General features: G+C 35.6%; 10 protein-coding genes. All 10 read right to left on the bottom strand.

Translation table 11 applies throughout. From position 1 onward, the window contains the following. Positions 1-82 precede the first annotated feature (82 nt). Complete coding sequence (locus WKT05_RS02570; RefSeq protein WP_108831251.1) at positions 83-1,051, bottom strand: ParB/RepB/Spo0J family partition protein; 969 nt, start codon at positions 1,049-1,051, stop codon at positions 83-85. Between the two features lie 118 nt (positions 1,052-1,169). Further along, positions 1,170-2,744, bottom strand: a complete 1,575-nt coding sequence (locus WKT05_RS02565; protein ID WP_068455153.1) for a CAP domain-containing protein — start codon at positions 2,742-2,744, stop codon at positions 1,170-1,172. A gap of 421 nt (positions 2,745-3,165) precedes the next feature. Beyond that, complete coding sequence (locus WKT05_RS02560; protein ID WP_068367206.1) at positions 3,166-3,957, bottom strand: copper amine oxidase N-terminal domain-containing protein; 792 nt, start codon at positions 3,955-3,957, stop codon at positions 3,166-3,168. A 63-nt stretch (positions 3,958-4,020) separates the two neighbouring features. Next, positions 4,021-5,289: a hypothetical protein gene (locus tag WKT05_RS02555; protein ID WP_340412769.1), complete on the bottom strand. Its 1,269-nt coding sequence runs from the start codon at positions 5,287-5,289 to the stop codon at positions 4,021-4,023. Between the two features lie 66 nt (positions 5,290-5,355). Then, on the bottom strand, positions 5,356-5,619 hold the full coding sequence (locus WKT05_RS02550; RefSeq protein WP_340412768.1) for a hypothetical protein: 264 nt from the start codon (positions 5,617-5,619) through the stop codon (positions 5,356-5,358). Between the two features lie 275 nt (positions 5,620-5,894). Continuing rightward, positions 5,895-6,860, bottom strand: a complete 966-nt coding sequence (locus WKT05_RS02545; RefSeq protein WP_108831249.1) for a hypothetical protein — start codon at positions 6,858-6,860, stop codon at positions 5,895-5,897. Further along, positions 6,829-15,381 (bottom strand): SNF2-related protein, encoded by an 8,553-nt coding sequence (locus tag WKT05_RS02540; RefSeq protein ID WP_234411452.1) that lies wholly within the window; start codon positions 15,379-15,381, stop codon positions 6,829-6,831. The genes WKT05_RS02545 and WKT05_RS02540 overlap by 32 nt, the downstream gene beginning before the upstream one ends. Before the next feature lie 112 nt (positions 15,382-15,493). Beyond that, complete coding sequence (locus tag WKT05_RS02535) at positions 15,494-15,874, bottom strand: hypothetical protein (protein WP_108831247.1); 381 nt, start codon at positions 15,872-15,874, stop codon at positions 15,494-15,496. 9 nt (positions 15,875-15,883) lie between these two features. Then, positions 15,884-16,570, bottom strand: a complete 687-nt coding sequence (locus tag WKT05_RS02530; RefSeq protein ID WP_068455170.1) for a single-stranded DNA-binding protein — start codon at positions 16,568-16,570, stop codon at positions 15,884-15,886. A gap of 16 nt (positions 16,571-16,586) precedes the next feature. Next, entirely contained in the window at positions 16,587-18,605 is a 2,019-nt protein-coding gene (locus tag WKT05_RS02525; protein WP_159082046.1) for a type IA DNA topoisomerase, read from the bottom strand. Positions 18,606-18,616 lie beyond the last annotated feature (11 nt).

Genomic DNA, 18,616 nt, shown 5'->3' with positions numbered 1-18,616 from the left:
TAAAAAACGGTTTCTTTCTTTATTTTTTTGCTTCCATTTTTTCGTTGCACGCATTTGGCTTTTAGATGTTTTCTTTTCCATCCTAAACTCCCTTGCCGTGCAATTTTTCTATTACGTCTGATAGGATTCTACGATCAATAGGATTCAAATTTTCTTTATTTAAGTTCATTGTTAGATCATAGATAGATTGAACTTTCGGATTTGCTTCCTCACCTGCTCGCTCGTTATATCTTTCGTTGTAGTCGTGTATATTTATTGCAATATTTCTAATCTTGAATATTTGACTTTGATTTGTATTTAAATCAGTTAGCCTTATTTTTTTCTTCGATTGTGGCTCAATTTTATAACCGTTTAAAGTCGATTCATTGTGTACCATATCGAAAATAACGGTTTCTATTTCGTCTATACTTTTCCCGGAAAAACGATTGTTTTTTTTAGGATTATTTTCATCATTAATAAATAACTCGCTTACTGCGTCAGGTATAAACTCTTTGTAATTATCTATTATACTAAGAGCTTCTTTAACATTAATTTTTCCTGATAAAAAAGACTTCATATCGTCTTCTCTTAAATTGTTTTTTATTTTTGTATAGTCAGCTACTTGACGTTCTTTTAATCCTATATTTTCAGCAATAAGCTTTCTAGTAAGTCCCTTTACCGATGGGTCTAGCTTTTTTAATTCCTTAATATACTTTTCTAGAAAAACTATTTCACGGTATTTATCTTGTACAGATCGATTATTTTCATCATGGTTTGATTGCACAACGGCTATTTTAGCTTTTATGAGATCTAGGGAATTTTCAATCGGGAACAGAATACAAGGTACCATTGCGTCACCATGTATTGCTATTTTTGCTCTGCGATGTCCATCAATAATTGTATATTTGCCACTAGGATTCTCATATACTAATAAAGGTTTTTGGATTCCATATTGATCTATACTTTCTCTAAGTTTTTCATCATCCTCCGGATCCCTTTCATAAATTAGATTCTCTGGATCGATTAGAAGATCCTCGGGATCTAAAAGAATAATATTATTTGTTTCATTCATGTTAAGTTCCTTCTCCGTTTATTATTACTGTAATTATATCAGATAAATGTGCAATGACACCTATCTATGAGAGAGAACTTATAGTTATATGAGCCTCGCTTAACGCAAGGCTCTTGTTTTATTGTTCACTACTATCAGTCGGTGCTGCTTCTTCAGGAGACGCGACGATTTCGTTTGTGTTTCCGTCTTTGTTTATTTCTTCTTCGATCTTTGTTTTAACTTCTGCAACTAAAGCCTTCTCTTCCTTAGTGAAGGAAGTTTCCTTGGCTTCAGATTGTACTACGGATTCAGATTCTCCATTGATTTCATCGGTGATTTGACCTTTTACATCGTCAATCAGTTTCTTTTCTTCTTCATCCTTTCGTTCCTCAGCTATTTTTTGTTTTTCTGTTTCGTCAAAAGTATATTTTTCCTTACCTTTTAAATCTTTTCCGTATAGTTGTACAACAACGACTCGAGATACACCGCTATCTTCGTAGTTGCCTACTCCTACGCCTACGTTCCTGTCATACTCATTATGCTTCATAACCTCATTGTGTACAGGAGAATTAATAAAGTTATCCAAAGCACGTTTCATTTCTGATTCAGATAAAGTCCCACGTATATTCTGAATATTTTCACCGGCAAAGTCGTTCATTTTCTTAATTGCATCGCCATTCGTTCGAGTATGGCTAATGGTTCCGGTCGTCATTTTTTCATATACAATTTCAGCAACACGTTCTTTTGCAATTTTGACTAGTTCTTTATTGTCTTTGACTTTAGGAAGCCCGTTTTCTTTTCTGTAGTTATTCAAAAGATCGAGATGTTTTTGAGCCATAGCCTCATCATATCGAACTTTAACAGTAGCGGTTTTTCCATCTTTTAATTTGACGGTTATCTCTTCATATACGATTTCAGGCGTTTGTTCTGGGCTTTCATCTTGTTCTTTTTTATCAGAGTTCTCACCTTTTGAATTGAAGAGCTTATCAAAAGCTTCGTTGTCTTTGCTTAGATCGTCATAGATCTTTTTGTTAGATTCTTCATCTTTCAGAATGTCCAGGAGATCTAAAGTGCCTTCTTCTTTTTCCTTGGGTTCTTCAGGTCTTGTTCCAGGTTCTTCTGTTCCAGGGGTTTCTACACTGAAATCAAACAGTTTATCAAATACTTCGTTATCTTTGCTTAGATCATCATAAATCTTCTTATTCGATTCTTCATCTTTCAGAATGTCCAGGAGATCTAAAGTGCCTTCTTCTTTTTTCTTGGGTTCTTCAGGTCTTGTTCCAGGTTCTTCTACAGCTTTCGAATCTTTAACTGTGTCTTCGTCTTTCGTTAAGATATTACGAACATAATAGGTTCTGCCGGAGTCATATGCTTCTAATAGATTCTTTAGAGCTTGTTCATTTACTCCTTCGTTAGAGTAAATTACGTTAGATAAAGAAATTTCTAAGCCATTAACTAAAGCAGTCTTCTGATTTAACTTTAAGTGAATAATTTTTCCATCCTTTTCAAGAATTAGGACGCCATCTTTAACAATTACTTTAAATCCCATTTTTTCTAAGTCTGCAATTTTCAAATACTTAATTCCATTAATTTGAATCTTCTTGTCATTCGCATTCACAGGAGCATGGTTGGCATACGCTACCCCTGCTGAAGAGAGCATAGTTGTAGCTAATGTTACGGACAATACACTTTTGACTAACATTTTCTTTTTCATTTTAAACCTCCATACGAAATGTGATTGAGTTATATCTTGGTTAGATGATATCATGTGCGATTGCACATATCAACTAAGATTTTGTAAATTCTTCAGATTATGTTTTTAATCTTAGTGTAATAAAAACGATTCAAGCTTCGTTCGTAAAGCTATCTCTTCAAAAGTGAATGGATAAAAGAGTCATTAATCATTTTCTTTATTACACTAAAAGGGAGTAAATTACTAAATATTTAGGTTCTATCTTGAACCTACATGAATTGGTCTATAAATTAAAATCAAACAATTCTTTGATATCCGTTACTTATGGTTTGATAAACTTTTCGAAGTTTATTTTAAATTGAGTCTGACCAGAATTATAATAAAAAAATAGTGCCGGTGTTTCCACCAACACTATTAACACTATTTAATATAGAATTTCCTCTTACTTTCCTACTCGAACTGTCATCAGAATATCATCAATATAGTCGTAAGCTTTTTCGAAGTTTTCCCTTAGTGCCTTATCTTGAATTTCCGCTGGATCTCCTCGGAAATCTGCACCGTAGTAGATGCCATCTTTATGAGCAAGGATCACAGGACCATTACACCAATCAGTCCTCGGATTTTTGACTTTTGAAAGGCGAAAGAGAAAACCATCGCCACCTATTTGTTCATTCGACTTTTCATAGAAACAAAGCTCGTCGTTTTCGAGCTTGTAATCAATATTTGCATCTTTCGGTAAAATAAAGGACATATCTATTTCCTTGATGTAGATCCGTTTCGCTCCAGGAATATCCTTTTGAGGATAGCTTCCGACGGTGACGATGCGCTCGTTTGGCATCCATTGGACTGAAAGCCCCGTCGCCTCCCCTAAGTAACGCGCCGGAATAAATGTGCGATTTTTTTCTAGATATGGCGCGACATCCATCGCCACATCTTTTCCGTTTTGACGATAAGATTTTATTCCGATCGTCATCACGACTTTTTCTTTACCTTTCGTTAAAGTTGCTTCCTTTTTATCTTGATTCCACGACACGACATAGCCTAATTCTTCAGTGACCGCACGCAAAGGAAGAAACGTTCGATTGTGACGGATAACGGGCATCACATCTTCTTCTAAGGGTTCCCGCCCATTAACGTAAACTCCAACGTAACGTCCAACAGGAGAAGGTCCCTTCGCCAAGGCTACTGAAGGGAGAAGCAATAAACATGATAACAATACTGCCATCTTTTTCATTAAAGGCCTCCTACACTCATTCATCTATGCATTCATCTATCTATACGTTAAGCTATCTATGGATCATATGCCATTATACCGAATAGCTTTATACTGACTCTCTACTTTCGATTTTGAACGTATTGTATGAGATACTCGATCATATCCATTTAATTTCGTTGCTTCATACAATACATAGTCCCCGTTGCTGTCACGCTTTTCAAATAACATAACGTGTTCTTCCGGATAATTCAGGGCATCTCCTGGTTGCAGACTGCTATACGAAATCCGTCTTGCCACATTTTCAATTGTAGTTGTGCCTCTTTTGGATGTTAGGCCCCAACATCTACTTACATATCCTGAGCAATCTAAACCAAAGGTATTTCCAACTTTGCCAGACCTTGTATTAATATTTCCTGCTCTGCCACCATTCTTTAACCCTCGAATAAACGATTCCTTAGTGTCAAAGCCACCCCAACAGTATGGCATACAAGTATATGTTCCAGCGCCATTAATATAACTAGGTTTAGAGTAACCTCTCATTGCACTGATGTTTCTACTGGTACATTTCCACGAGAAAGATGTATGGTATGAACGAGCAATATTCATAATTTGACTCCTCGAAATTGAGGCCTGCACCGGAGAAGGCACTACTTCAGGGGAAATCTCAATTCCACTCTTCTTATCAATAGTTTCTGGTTGGCCTTCTACAGTAGTTGCTACTATCTTCAAAACTTCTTGATTTTCTTTTGCATTATAAATTTTTCCATTATCAAAAATAAAGGGCTCTAGCATATCTGCGTGTGTTATTGCTTCTTCTTCATTGATAATATTACTATTTGGATCTATTTCATCCAAAATACTCGTGCTTTTCCCATTTATATTTACGGTTTTACTAACCAAAAAATTTCCCTTTTCATTTACACCAAGTAATTTGGCTCCATATAGGGGATAGTTAGAGATAATCTTTAGATTAGCTAATAGCTCATTATTTAAGTTCGAAACTGTCATAGTTCCGTTGTACGCATTTTCGCTATTCTTTTCTAAAGCAAAAGTATAAATATATTCATTGGAAATTCGACCAATAAAATTATTCACAGCTACAAACCTTTTACCTTGATCCATATATTGAATTGTGTGCTCTGTATCATCAAAAAGCGTAATATAGATACAACCATTCACAACTTCAAATTCGGAGATAGCCTCATTTTTCCCTAGATCAATGTCCTTGATTTTGGAACTACCGTTTACTCCAATTATCTCAATCTGTCCATTTGCTATATCTAAAATATAGATATTGCCTTTATCTTCGCATATCATCGATGGAGACTCTAAGCGGACTGATGCATCCATTCTTCCTTCTGTAGAGGATACTTTACTTACTTTATTTTTCGCATTATCCAAGATAAATATATTTTCTTATTCCACATCAAAATCCGTTGGACCATATTGATTACCTTCTTGGTCATAGTAAATACCAAAAGAGGAATCTTGTCTATTATTTTGGGCATTGTTCTTATTCAATATAGATATTGCATGGTTCATGTGTAATACAGGGATTTGCTGATGGATCGACTCTATTGGTTCTTCCAAAACAACTTCTTCTTGTGCATGTACAGGGATGCCAGACGCTACTAAACATAAAGCAACAATCGCAAACCTAATATTATTTTTAAAAGTCATCCTGACCACCTTTCTAATAGAAAAATTTTACAAAACAACAGAATTACACACTACTCCAACAATACAGATTAAAAATCACCCCCTATTAAAATTCCTAGTGCTAAAGTACTAAAAGGTTTTCCTCTTGTTTAATTATACAACCTTTTACCATGCCCCGCAATGTCTTTTTCCTGCCAATGCTATAGGAAATCTCTAGAAATAGACCCTTTCATCTACTTTCTGTCATATTAATGACTTACCAATTCACAAATCGTTCTTTATCTAGACAGCTCTTTTTATATCTTTTGATTTTCAATTTTCTTTAATGCTATTTTCTTTGCCTGCTCATAGCTAAGTTTTGTCTTGTCTACTTTACTTAGCTTTTCCAAAAACAAAGGCTGATAAACGTTAGCTTGCCCAATGAAGCTTTCCATCTCAATAATATTTTTAAAATCAGGCATTCTAGACTTTTTTCCTTGTAGGATCTCCTTATATAGCTTCTTCATATAGAGAATAACTTTATAGTCTCTATCGATATTTTCAAAATGGAAAATTTCTTCTAAATTAATTGATTTAGGAATTTTAAAGTACGTCAAACTATTAATCGTATCTAGATAAAAGTCTCTAAACTCTTTCTCCATCTTTTCTTTTTCTTCTTTCAGAGTATAGAACTCTCCGTCAAGATAATCTGAAAGAAGACCATATTTAATTTTCAAGTTTATTGACCTATCCCAATATAATGTGCCTATCTTTTGAGCTTGAAAATAAATTTGAATTATATTAGATCTACTTTCAGTTTCTCCAAGTAATTGCTGAATCTTTGTTTCATAGACCAACTCTAGGGGCGTTACTAGCTCTAATATCATTTTTTCGCTTATACCTAGAACTATTCCTTCTTCATTTTTAAAGACTATTATAATTCTCGTTAGTTTCCCCATGAGATTTATTTCATAGGCATCGATGATATCTTTTTGTTCTAATTCTGTCTCAAAAGCTTTTAGATCTATCTTTTGACCTATTACATCATTCACCCTAGAAATAAAGTCATTTATTGCTTCATATCTTATGGCATTAATTTCTTCTTCAAAATTGACAATCTCATCGCTAAAAAGTGAATAGCTTGACTCCATGAAGGCTGAATATAGATCGTTTAAAATCGTTTCATCTTCTATAAATAGAAAATATTGAAAAAAAGCCTTTAAATAGGACTCGGTATCTTCACCTATCTCTCTAGCGATCATCTCTATCTTCGAATCTGTCATGCTTGGTCACCTCTTTATTTGTTTTCTCAGAAAGTTCAAGCTTCCCTGTTTCTTTAAGTTTGTGGATGTGTTGAGAAAGATCTAGTGAAGTGATATTAAGTTTTATAAAGTCTTCTAATGACTGTTCTCTTCTTATATCTATGATCTCACCATTTAACTTTGTAATTAGCTCGGGTTGATCGAGTAAATTACAAGATATATCTATTTTCCGTTGACCATCAATCTTTTTGGTCATGAGATGTACATCTCCTAGGTCGGTAAAATCAATATCTGAATAACCCTGAGAGGCAATACAAAAATCTGATAATTTCTCTTTAGCTTCTTCCAGAGACTGATCGAATGAAATATCTCCATCATTGAATTTCAGATTAATTTCCGTAAGCCTATTCATTTTCTCTACATATTCCTCCTCATTTATAAATGGTTTTAACACTTCTTCTTTGGCAGTTTCTAAGTTTCTTTGTTGTTCTTTTAGTCGCTCTTCCGTACTATTTATTAGTTCCTTAAAATATTCCGGAGATGTCATGTTTTTTATTCTTGTGATATTCCAGTGCCCCGCCTTCGAAGCGAGTTCTTTATAGTTACGTTCCTCTCCTGCGATATTTAAAATATATTGCTTGTCGATAGAACTGTAATCTATGAAGATTTTAAATCCTTCATACTCTGCAAATGGTGTTGTTTTCTTAATACTTCCCTGATAAGACTCTATAAAGGCTTTTGCAGCCTCTTTTTCATCTTTATATACATTTCCATTAATTTTAATTTCAAAAGGCTTATTCTCGCTTCTACGAGCTCTTTCTAAATCCTTATTTATAACATTCATGTTATTTTCAAGTTTTTTCATGGTTTCAGGATATACATTTGCTATTTGATTTTTAAGTTGATTTATATTCTGCAAATAACCAGCTTTTTCAATGCTCAATCGATTAACATCATTTTCTAGTTCCATCTTTTCTTTAATCAAAGGATTGTTAGCACATAAAGCTTTTATCTCCGCATAGTTTAAGGTGATTTCATCTACGTCTTCAATGGATCGAAGAGCCGATTCTTCTGTCATTAATTGACTGATAAATCGTTGCTTGTTCTCTAGAATTTGATACATATAGGCATCGAATGTTCCTTCGGTAATATAAGTGTATTCGAATACTTCCTTATTTTCATTTCCTTGTCTTACCATGCGACCAAGCCGTTGTTCTCTATCTGCCGGTCTCCACGGGCAATCTAAATGGTGTAAGGCGATAGCCCTGTCTTGCATATTCGTACCGGTTCCCATTTTTTGAGTAGTACCGATGATGACTCTAACATCGCCTGAACGAACCTTCGCAAATAGCTTTTCTTTTTCTGCAGGAGTATTGGCATCATGTATAAAGGCAATTTCTTGGCTTTTGAGACCTTTTTTAATGAGTTTTTCCTTAAGATCATGATGAACATTAAATTCATCTTTATTCGGAACAGATAAATCAGAAAATACAATTTGTGTGGATTTACTATCCATAGTTTGATTATAGATTTCTACAATCTTATCGACGCAAGCATTCACTTTACTGTTGTCTTCATCTGGCAGCATCGGGTCAAATACCCTTTGATCAAGTGCCAGTTTACGCCCGTCGTTCGTGATCTTTAGCATATTGTCAATTCTAGGATCAATCCCGGATTTTACCTTGTCAGCTCTGGAAGAGAGATCTTCGATAATCTCTTTTTGTAATTCGCTAGGCTTTACCTTTACTACTTCAGACTTTAGATCAGGAACCGGCAAATCTAAGCTTTCAGGCATCTTTATATCTGCAAAATTTAAAAATTGTTTTTTTAGTTCTGGCATATTATTGAATCGATTAAATTTTGTTTTCATCTTATAGCTTGTACCATCGACCGATAGTTCAAGCACATTTTTAATCTCTCCAAAGGTGGAAGCCCAAGCGTCAAAATCCAATAATCCGGTTCGGACAAGATCTTCATTGTTCAAATACTTTTGCATAACAAAAAGTTCGCACATAGAATTTGAAACAGGTGTCCCGGTTAAAAAAAGAAGACCTTTACGACCGGTCTTCTCATCTAAATATTTAGTTTTCATATAGAGGTCATATGCCTTTTGAGACGCACTATTGCTAATTCCACTTACTCCTGTTAAACTCGTGGGAATTTGTAAATTCTTGAATTCGTGAGCTTCGTCCACAACTAGCTTGTCAATTCCCATTTCCTCAAAGTTGACAATATCATCACGGCGTTTTTCTTTCATTAACGCCTTTATTTTCGACTCTAGTTTTTTCTTCTTTTGCTGTAATTGCTTGACGGAAAACCCTTGTGTGTATTTATTGCAAGAATTTAGTTTTAGATCGAGTTCTTTCAATTGTTCTTGTAGGAATCTTTTTTCATATTCTTGCGACACGGGAATCATACCGAACTGACTGTGTCCTACAATAACGGCATCATAATTTCCACTGGCGATTTTCGCCATTAATTTATGCCTATTCTTTTTTTCAAAATCCTTTTTTGTCGCCACAAGGACCTTTGCGTCTGGATATAATTTTAAGAAGTCTCTACCCCACTGCTCCGTTAAGTGATTGGGTACGGCGATCATAGCCTTAGATGATAGACCTAAGCGTTTCGATTCCATTATGGCTGCAATTGCAGAAAAAGTCTTACCTGCTCCAACTGTATGAGCTGCCAACGTATTTCCGTGGAATATTGATTTGGCTACTACGTCTTTTTGATGTGGACGCAAGCTAATAAGCGGATTCATGCCGCTAAACGGAAGATTTTCTCCTGTATACTTTCGAATAACTATATTGTTAAATCGCTCATTATAGATCTTTTCTAATTCACTTGTCCTTTGAGGATCACTGAAAAGCCAATTCGCAAATTCTTGCTTCATGTATTCTTGCTTTTGTTGTACCAAAATCGTTTCTTTTTTGTTTAGTACTTTTTGTTCCTTGCCATCGACATAAATTGTATCTTCAATTTTTAATCGTTCATTCTGATTAAGTGTTTTCTCCAAAATATGCCACGAGTTCATACGACGGGTGCCAAATTTAGTCGTACTATAAACGCTCCAGTCATTCCCTTTATCAGGTACATACCACTTCGACGTGGCTTCCGAAAATTCAATCCGCTTACTTCCACCTAACACTTCTCTACAGAAATCAGAAATATACCTCTCAGGAATCCATGTAGAGCCTAGCCTAAAGCTTATATCTTTCGCTTTAATTGCTTCAGGTATTGCTGATTCGAGGGCTTCTATCATCGATTTTCTTTCCTCTACTGTAAAAGAGTCGATATTTGCTTGGAACGTTTCTATTTTTTTGCGAATATCACCGGATAAAAAATCTTCACGATATACTAATTCTCCTGTACCTCTCTCGCTTTTAAAAGCCAGCTTTTTCTCTAAAAGATCGTTTTTAATTTCTGCGGAATCTCTTCCCATAATTTCAGACATAAAATTCAGATCAATTCTACCTTTGTGATTGAGAGAAAGAATGACAGCATCTACCAGATCTTCTGTATGCTCAGGAACTTCTACTCCCTTAATAACACGTTCTCTGAAGACATCAGCCTTCTGTTCAAACTTACCGTCATTATCTAATTCTTCTAATGCTAGAAGAATGGCAATGGAGTCGTCTCCTCTGAAAGCTTTAATCTTCGAAGGTTCATTAATGCGACCGTGCTTTTCGACAAATTCATCATATACACTATTGAGCTTTTCCATTTCCTCATCGATCGCTTTACTATCGAAATTATTATATTCCAGGTAATAAAGTTCTTTAACTGTATCACGTAGCTCGATCATACCGCTAAGCAGCTCGACATCTTGTGAGATCTCTTCGACGACGTTTTCATTCTTGTAGTATATTTTATCTCCTACTTTACAGTAGGTGTAATCCTCTACATCAGACAAATCAGGCAGTTCCGCTGTAATTTGATTTTCTTCTTTTTTAGGTTCGATCGACCGTTCATTCGGCTCTTTGTATATACCTTTAGGTAGATTTTTAATGGCTTCTTCAAAGAGTACTGAAAAATCTTTATCGCCCAGCTGACAAGCAGCAACCTTCCCGAAAGGACCAGTTCGCTCTACCATAGTTCCAATGATCATTTCAGGGTGTTCTATAAAATACTGATTCAGGGATATTCCGTTTTCATCTCTCCCCAGCTCATTCCAGGTGCGATCACTGTTTTCTCCCTTTTGGAAAAATAAAATATCGGAAGTGACAGACGTTCCTGTCTGCTTAAAAGCTTCTTCTGGTAATCTTATAGCCCCTACCAGTTTTGCTCGATCTGCCATGTAGTTTAAGAACTCACTATTTGTCTTATCCATTGTTCCTTTTGATGTTATAAAAGCAACAATGCCACCATCGTGAACTTTATCCAGAGACTTCGCAAAAAAGTAATCATGAATTAAAAAATTCTGCTTACTATAAGCTTCATCATATAGCTTGTAATTTCCGAAGGGAACATTACCTATTGCTATATCATAGTAGTCATCTTGTAGTTTCACATCTTCAAATCCCGAAACTTCAATAGTAGCTTCCGGATAAAGCTGTTTTGCTATGCGACCGCTTAGCGTATCTTGCTCTACTGCATGAAACGATGACGGCTCCAAACTCTTTGGTAAATTGCCTATAAAGTTTCCTATTCCGGCACTCGGTTCTAAAACATTTCCGCCTTTAAATCCCATGTTCTCTAAAGCACTGTAGATTCCATCGATAATCCCATTCGACGTATAAAACGATGTTAACGTGGACTCTTTAGCGGATTCATATTCCTCTTCCGATAAATATTGTTTAATTATTTCTCTTGAACGCTCCCATTGTCCACCTTTTGTTTCATTAAAAACGTCTGCAAGACCGCCCCAACCGACATAGTTTCCTAAAATTTTTCGCTCGTCACTTGTAGCATATCGACTTTCGTTCTCACAACGTTTGAGGACTTCTAACGCTTTAATATTATTTTCCAGTCGGACAGAAGGCGGATCAAAATCCTTAACTAAATCGAAGCTTTGTTTCTCATCTTTTACAGAAACATTTTGTACTTCACGTACATTGAGTTCATATTTTTCAGCACTGGCTTCAGTAAACTCATCTAGGATATTTCCTGTATAGCTTCGATCGGTTAAATCTACGAGGGCAGCTTCAATATCAGCATAACTTTCATAATCAAAATCGTTATTATTAATCCAATAACCATTATACAAAAAAACCGATTTTAGTTTTTGTTCATTTAAGTCTAGGAGAAGATCTGCCTCATATCCCAAACGACCATTTACACTATCTTTAATAAGGCTCGGCTCTTTCAATACACCTTTCGGTATTTGTTTTCGATTGAGTAAATAGAAGTTCCCTTCAATTCCCTCAATTTTTTCAAAATTCTCTTTCTCTAGCGTGGAAACGACTTGCTGCTTAATCGGCTCTTCTTTAATTCTGAGTAATTGATCTTCGAGATATGCAAACTCTTGTGCATTAGCTTCTTCTCCATCTCCAATATCAATTCGACGATGCTCGATTCTTTCGCCATCGACATAATGGTCAAAATAAAACTTGAAATAGCCCATATAATCGTCTGTCATTTCATTATTTGCGTCGATTCCAACGTTTCTGTTGTGATTGAATACCAACTGATCTTTTTCTTTGATATCGTTGATTAGTTCCTGTGTTACTAATTGGCCCGAATAATCAGGAATTAGAGGATCATTTTCATTAAATTCAACAATCCAATAGTTATTGCTCTTGTCTTCTGAGTCTTTTTCTAGGTTCGTTTCTTGCTTATCGAGGTATAGACCTTGAAGAATTAGGTCATCAACATACTTAGCCGCATTTGACCAGGTAAGAAAAACTTCAGAACAGTTTTCCTTTTCTAATTTAACTCCTCTTGAATCATGTTCTTCTTGACTGCTACTGGAACCCGGAAAGACCGGCATACGACCACCCGTGCCGTACTCATCTCTTAAAAATTCTGCCTTTTCCGTTAAACCGTGATCTTCCGTGAAAAAACGATAAATTCGTTCTTTTCCTCCTGACATTCCACTTCCGCTATGAAAGAAGTCATATATTTCATCTTCTGTAATAAATGACTTCACTCCTTTGTTTTCTGTTAGGTTTGTCTTGTATGCACGACGTTTTAATTCGAGTTCACTTAATTTTTGATAAAGATCATCTACCTTATGAAAGTTAAATCGCAGAAGATCTTTGTCATCTTTATATGCTTCTAAGAAGTCGCTATATTCCTCTTTGATGCCTTGGAGAGAAACGGGATTTGATAGCAATGCCGCAATATCCTTGGTATCTTCTGAGAAGCCTCTTCGTTCGTTCTTTAGTGTTTTGAAATAGCTTCCTGTGCTTTCCGCATTTAGATCGTGTATTAAATACCATAGCGATTCTGCAATTTTCTCCCTCTCGAAAGTGAGTGCATTTTCTAATTCTTCCTTCGTAGCGAAATCGCCGGTTTGGAGGAGTTCGTCAGTTCTTTTCGCTACTTCTTCCCACGAAATCGTTGTATAGCTTTCCTTAGCAGATGTACCATGTGCTATTTGAAGACCTTCGTCTGTATAATATGCTGCGATTTGATTGTCATCGATATAAAAACCGTTGCCACCTTTAAATGACTGCTTTAAAAAATCGCCTAATTCTTCTATGCTTTTGTCTTTTGAAAACTCTGCAACAATAGCAAGTCTTCCTCCATCAACATTCCCACCATGAACTAATATAGTATCTATAACTTCCTGAGTGATAGGTGTGGGAGGAAAGTTAAATTTCAATTGTTGACTTAAAGCATTGGATTCGGGTAATGACTGTTCTACTTGATCTTTTGCCTTATTTTTGTTTACATCGAGTGCTAATTGACTAATCTCTCTAACTCTTTCCTCAGTTGATAAAACTTGAGGATTAAGTTTTTCCGCTTCGATGTAACTGTTAAAATCTATTTTTGTGAGTAGAGTCTTTAAGTTTTCTATCTCTCCATTAGATAACTCTTCTATTTTAAGTAATGGAGACAGCTCGTTTAAAACTTTTAGATTTTGAGTAAAAGAGATATTCCCATCTAAGATCATCGCTTGCAAGCAAACCTCGCCTATAATCTTATCCACTATTCCTGGAGAATAATGGCTGCTTAATGTCGCATTATAAAAATCGATCGTTCGATCAGCGTTTATATGAGCTAGGTACAAAAAATCATTTGTTTCTCTATCGTTTATATTTTGATCTGAAACTACATATCCATTCCCCAGACTGAAATAGCCTAGTTCATAGTCTTCGTTTTCATCTTCCCTGTTTCGTTCCTCTTCTCTTTCATCGAGTTGCCCAATACTCTGTACTGTGGAATCTCGATAATCGGCATCATATCGATCAATAACACCGTCGTTATCCATATCCATATCCAAGGCAGTTTTATTGTTTTGCTCATTTAAAAAAGAAGCCATATCTTGCTGAATGACTTCTTTTTGTGTTGCTTCCTCAGGTGGAAACATGACGAATCTATTGGATATTTCTTGTGTTATATCTTCTATGCGTAAATTAGAGTGTGCAGAATTATTTCTTCTAATTCCGTCTCGATTTGTAGAACCCCTTGTAGATAGGCTTGATAGTCGCTCTTCTGAAGATTGGAATCGATTTTCCGTTCCTCCATCATCTTCGAGCGGGATTCCTTGATTTTCTCCGCTTCCTCCTCTATATTCGCCAGATAGTTCATCAGTTGTCCGGTTACTTCGAGTTCGCTCAACAGTTCCATATCCGAAAGCTTCTCGCTCTCTCTGAGATACTTCCACCTCATGTGTCCGTATTTCCTGATCGGTCTTTGTTCGCTCTTGATTTTTGTCTCCGGAATCCAATATCCGTTGATCTTTTGATACTGTTTGTTGTTCATAACTTTGACTGTCATTTTGAGCCTCTCTTTCTATATAATCCTTAAATTCGTAGCGTAGTTGATTAATACTTTCTTTTGTTTGTTCATTTGCAAGTCTACCAACGACTAAAAACTCACTAAATGACAAGTTTTTTAAATTAGTAAAATCTATTTCTCTTAACTGTTCTTGAGGTACACCTATACGATAGAGTGTTTGATACAGAACAGTATGAAATAATACGTCTTTTTGGTTATCTGACAATTCATCAATTATATTTCGTGATGTTATGGATTCTTTTATTTCATCGCTAAGAGCCTGATACCAATTGGTACCATATTTTTCATTAAACGCCTCTCTGTTTATTTGCCATACAAAAACCTGGTCATTGTAGTTTACTTTAGTTCCTGTATCAGAAATGTCGAAAAGATAATTCATTTTTTGCGTGGTTTCGTCTGGTACTGCTATCCCGGCACTCCCACGTTTAACATATCGTCCTACTCGTGTCCAAAAGTCATACGGAGCGCAAGCTTTTGCATCAGGTCTTTGGCTGTATATAGCAACCTGTCTCATAAAATCATATTTATAGTTATAGGCAGCAGATTGCATAAACCCTTTCCATTGTTCAGCTTCAAGCAACCCCCCAATCGTATTATAAATATTATCGTAAATTTCATCATGTTTATTAGCGTTCATCTTCTACCTCCACATTACTATTCCATGGAATATATGTCAATACTAAATAAAAAAAGAGGTAACAAAAAATTTTGCTACCCCTTTCTTTCTTAATCTTTTATAGATCTAGAGCTTAAAACGGTGTTTCCATTTTATCTATAATCATATAATTGTCATCTTCATCTACAATGTTGTATTTACTTTTTAAAATTTCGATCGAGCGAACATAAATAGACGGCTCAGTTATAGTGGTCAATCCAAAATTAATAGAACGAATATTGAGCTTGCCCATGAGAATAACGTCTTGACCGTCTTCGAGATTTCCTAGCGTCGTCATTAAATTATTGTCTGTATCAGCAGACGAAATATAGCGACAGGGTACTAACATTTTTTCTTTCTGATTTTCTACTTCTAATTGAAAATTCATCGAATCAAAGGTTCTGCCATCTTTGCCCGTAAATTGTTCAACAGCTTCCTTTGAAACTACTTTTCCTGAAAACATGCAATGATTCATAATATCCTCCTAGATTTCTCTTTCATCTTGATTTTTCATTTTCTTATCTTCCCGATCGACTTCCTTATTTTTTTGTCTATCTTCTTTAGCTTTTAGCATCTTAAAACTATAAAGATGAACGGACGTCCGATCTTTTCCTTCTTTATTTTTATAGTGCTTTTCCGCACCTTGAACATGGACAAAATCTCCTTGTTTCAAGTCGGCGACCTTTAACGCATTCTTTCCATAAGCACTGATCGATCGAGAGGCTTTTTCTCCATTTTCATCTTTATAAACAATAAAGAAGTTAGCTACTTGAATTTTTTCACCTTCACGAGTCGTTATATCGGTAAGGCTTACATCTTGTGTCAGATTACCTCTTAAAGAAACAATGTCTTGCCTCTTTACACCTTCAAGAAGATCACAATCATTTAAATTGATTGAGACAGCCTTCTCTCCGGACTTTTTAGAGTATTCTTGCTCTGTTCCATACACTCGTATTAGATCTCCTTTTTTGAGATCCATGACTTTATCTATATTATGTTTATAGGCACTTACAGGGCGGTATTCTCTTTCTCCACCCTCATTTTCAAATACGATTGAAAAATTGGCAACGGAAAAGGGCTTACCTTCTTTAGATATTGCAGCTTCAATCTTGATATCTTCTGCAATATATCCTTCTTGTACAATTCTTTTTTTGTCTTTATTTTGAGTCATTGTTCTCTCTCCTAAACTATTTCTTGTTTTCAAAATCAAAAATCACTTCATGATCTGAATTCAATTTTAATTTTGCATTAAACTTATTGCCTTTCTTGGAAACAAAGCCTTTTATAAGTTTTGTCTCTCCATTTTCCAGAAGTTCTGCAACTTCTGATTCATTAATGGATTTTCTACACATTTCCGTGAAAATATGAAAATTACATTCCTTATTCGTACAAAAATAAACCTTCTTCGTCTTAATTATTGCATTACCACAAATAGGACAAGATCCAATTTGATTGCTGCGAATTAAACTTGAATCAGGTTCAAAATCTGAACAATGGTCTGTAATTTCCTTAATAATCTTCTTTAAAAAATTCTCAGCTTGATAGTCGCCGGTGGAAATTAAAGATAGTAAATTTTCCCACTGAGCTGTTGTCTTAGGATCTTTAATTCGACTATCAACTACGGTGATGAGTCTTTGTGCCTTCTCTGTAGACCTGAGATTCTTTTTATCTCTCACTAGATATTCGGACTGGATCAACTTTTCAATAATAGAAGCCCTTGTAGCAGCAGTACCTAAGCCTTTTCGCTCTATCTCTAAACTCGTATCTAGATCTTCAGTTCCCGCCGTTTCCATAGCTCCTAAAAGTGTTGACTCATTATAGGGTTTTGGCGGACTTTTCGTTTTTTCAACGATAGAGATATTTTCAATTGACAGAAGCTCATTTTCTTCAATTCTGAAAATTGGACTGTTCTCAAGGCTGATTTCTCTGTATAACTTCTCGACCGACTTAAAGCCTTCTTCTTCAATAATTTTGCCAACTGCTTGAAGTTTAACTTCAGGACGCTCTTTAAAGATAGCCTCTGCTTTTTGTTGCCTGATGATGTGATCTCCCGAAACCGATTCTAATAGCCTATAGTAAATGAGTTCATAAATTTTAATTTCTGAACTTGGCACATTATGAAGATCTTCATCTAAAGATTCTAGTGTCGGCAACAGTGCATGGTGATCAGAAACTTTACTATCATCAAACAATCGATCGTGATTGCTCTTTTTGTCGTTCATTTCGTATAACGGACAATGATGAATTAGTTCTTCCGTTGTACTTTTCATACCTTCAGTGAGATAACGTGAATCCGTTCTTGGATAGGTTATAAGCTTCTTTTCGTATAGACTCTGTGCATAATCTAAAGTCTGCTGGGCTGTGAAACCATACACTTGATTGGCTGTTTTTTGTAAACTCGTTAAATCGTAAAGACGAGGAGCGGAAGTTTTCTTTTGATCTTCAACATAGCTAGTAATTATAATATGTCTTCCCAGATCACCGGGAACATCTTCTTTCTTTTCCCATTGATTAATAGATCTAAAGAGGATCTTTTGATTGTCCTTGATCGCCTGTACTTCTAGTTCATAGTATTTGGATTTCACAAAGTTTTTAATAGCATTATCTCGTTCAACTACCATGGCGACCGTAGGTGTTTGTACTCTACCAATTGTTAGTTTTTCAGAATAACCTACAGTGTATAGGCGTGTATAATTCATTCCTACCAACCAATCGGCTTTTGCTCTTGCCAGTGCCGATTGATAAAGCGAGTCGAACTCACTTCCATCTCTTAACTTATCTAAACCCTCTCTTATGGCTTTATCTTCAAGTGAAGATACCCATAGCCTTTTTATGGGCTTAGAGCAGTTTGTCTTAGCATAAACAAGTCTGAAAATAAGCTCGCCTTCTCGACCGGCATCTGCTGCACAGATGATTTCACTTACTTCTTTTTGATTCATGAGTGCTTTTACTACTTTAAACTGATTCTGTGTAGATTGCACTACATTGAATTTCCATTGAACCGGGATCATGGGCAAAACTTTCAAATCCCAGTTTGCCCATGAATCGGTATAATCTTCCGGTACTGCCAATGACACTAAATGCCCGACACACCAAGTAACAATATAGTTTCCACACTCAAAATAGCCATTACGGCTATGACTATTGCCAATCACTTTTGCAATTGTTTTTGCGACAGAGGGTTTTTCTGCAACAATTAATTTCACAAGCTCCCTCC

The sequence above is a fragment of the Peptoniphilus sp. HCN-40583 genome (assembly GCF_037892835.1).
Lineage (GTDB): Bacteria > Bacillota > Clostridia > Tissierellales > Peptoniphilaceae > Aedoeadaptatus > Aedoeadaptatus rachelemmaiella.
This window is presented reverse-complemented; position numbering and strand designations above follow the sequence as displayed.

Bases quoted from the DNA above. Each gene is read 5' to 3' on its own strand.
- WKT05_RS02570 (WP_108831251.1), bottom strand. From the start codon at position 1,051: ATGAATGAAACAAATAATATTATTCTTTTAGATCCCGAGGATCTTCTA.
- WKT05_RS02565 (WP_068455153.1), bottom strand. From the start codon at position 2,744: ATGAAAAAGAAAATGTTAGTCAAAAGTGTATTGTCCGTAACATTAGCT.
- WKT05_RS02560 (WP_068367206.1), bottom strand. From the start codon at position 3,957: ATGAAAAAGATGGCAGTATTGTTATCATGTTTATTGCTTCTCCCTTCA.
- WKT05_RS02555 (WP_340412769.1), bottom strand. From the start codon at position 5,289: ATGGATGCATCAGTCCGCTTAGAGTCTCCATCGATGATATGCGAAGAT.
- WKT05_RS02550 (WP_340412768.1), bottom strand. From the start codon at position 5,619: ATGACTTTTAAAAATAATATTAGGTTTGCGATTGTTGCTTTATGTTTA.
- WKT05_RS02545 (WP_108831249.1), bottom strand. From the start codon at position 6,860: ATGACAGATTCGAAGATAGAGATGATCGCTAGAGAGATAGGTGAAGAT.
- WKT05_RS02540 (WP_234411452.1), bottom strand. From the start codon at position 15,381: ATGAACGCTAATAAACATGATGAAATTTACGATAATATTTATAATACG.
- WKT05_RS02535 (WP_108831247.1), bottom strand. From the start codon at position 15,874: ATGAATCATTGCATGTTTTCAGGAAAAGTAGTTTCAAAGGAAGCTGTT.
- WKT05_RS02530 (WP_068455170.1), bottom strand. From the start codon at position 16,570: ATGACTCAAAATAAAGACAAAAAAAGAATTGTACAAGAAGGATATATT.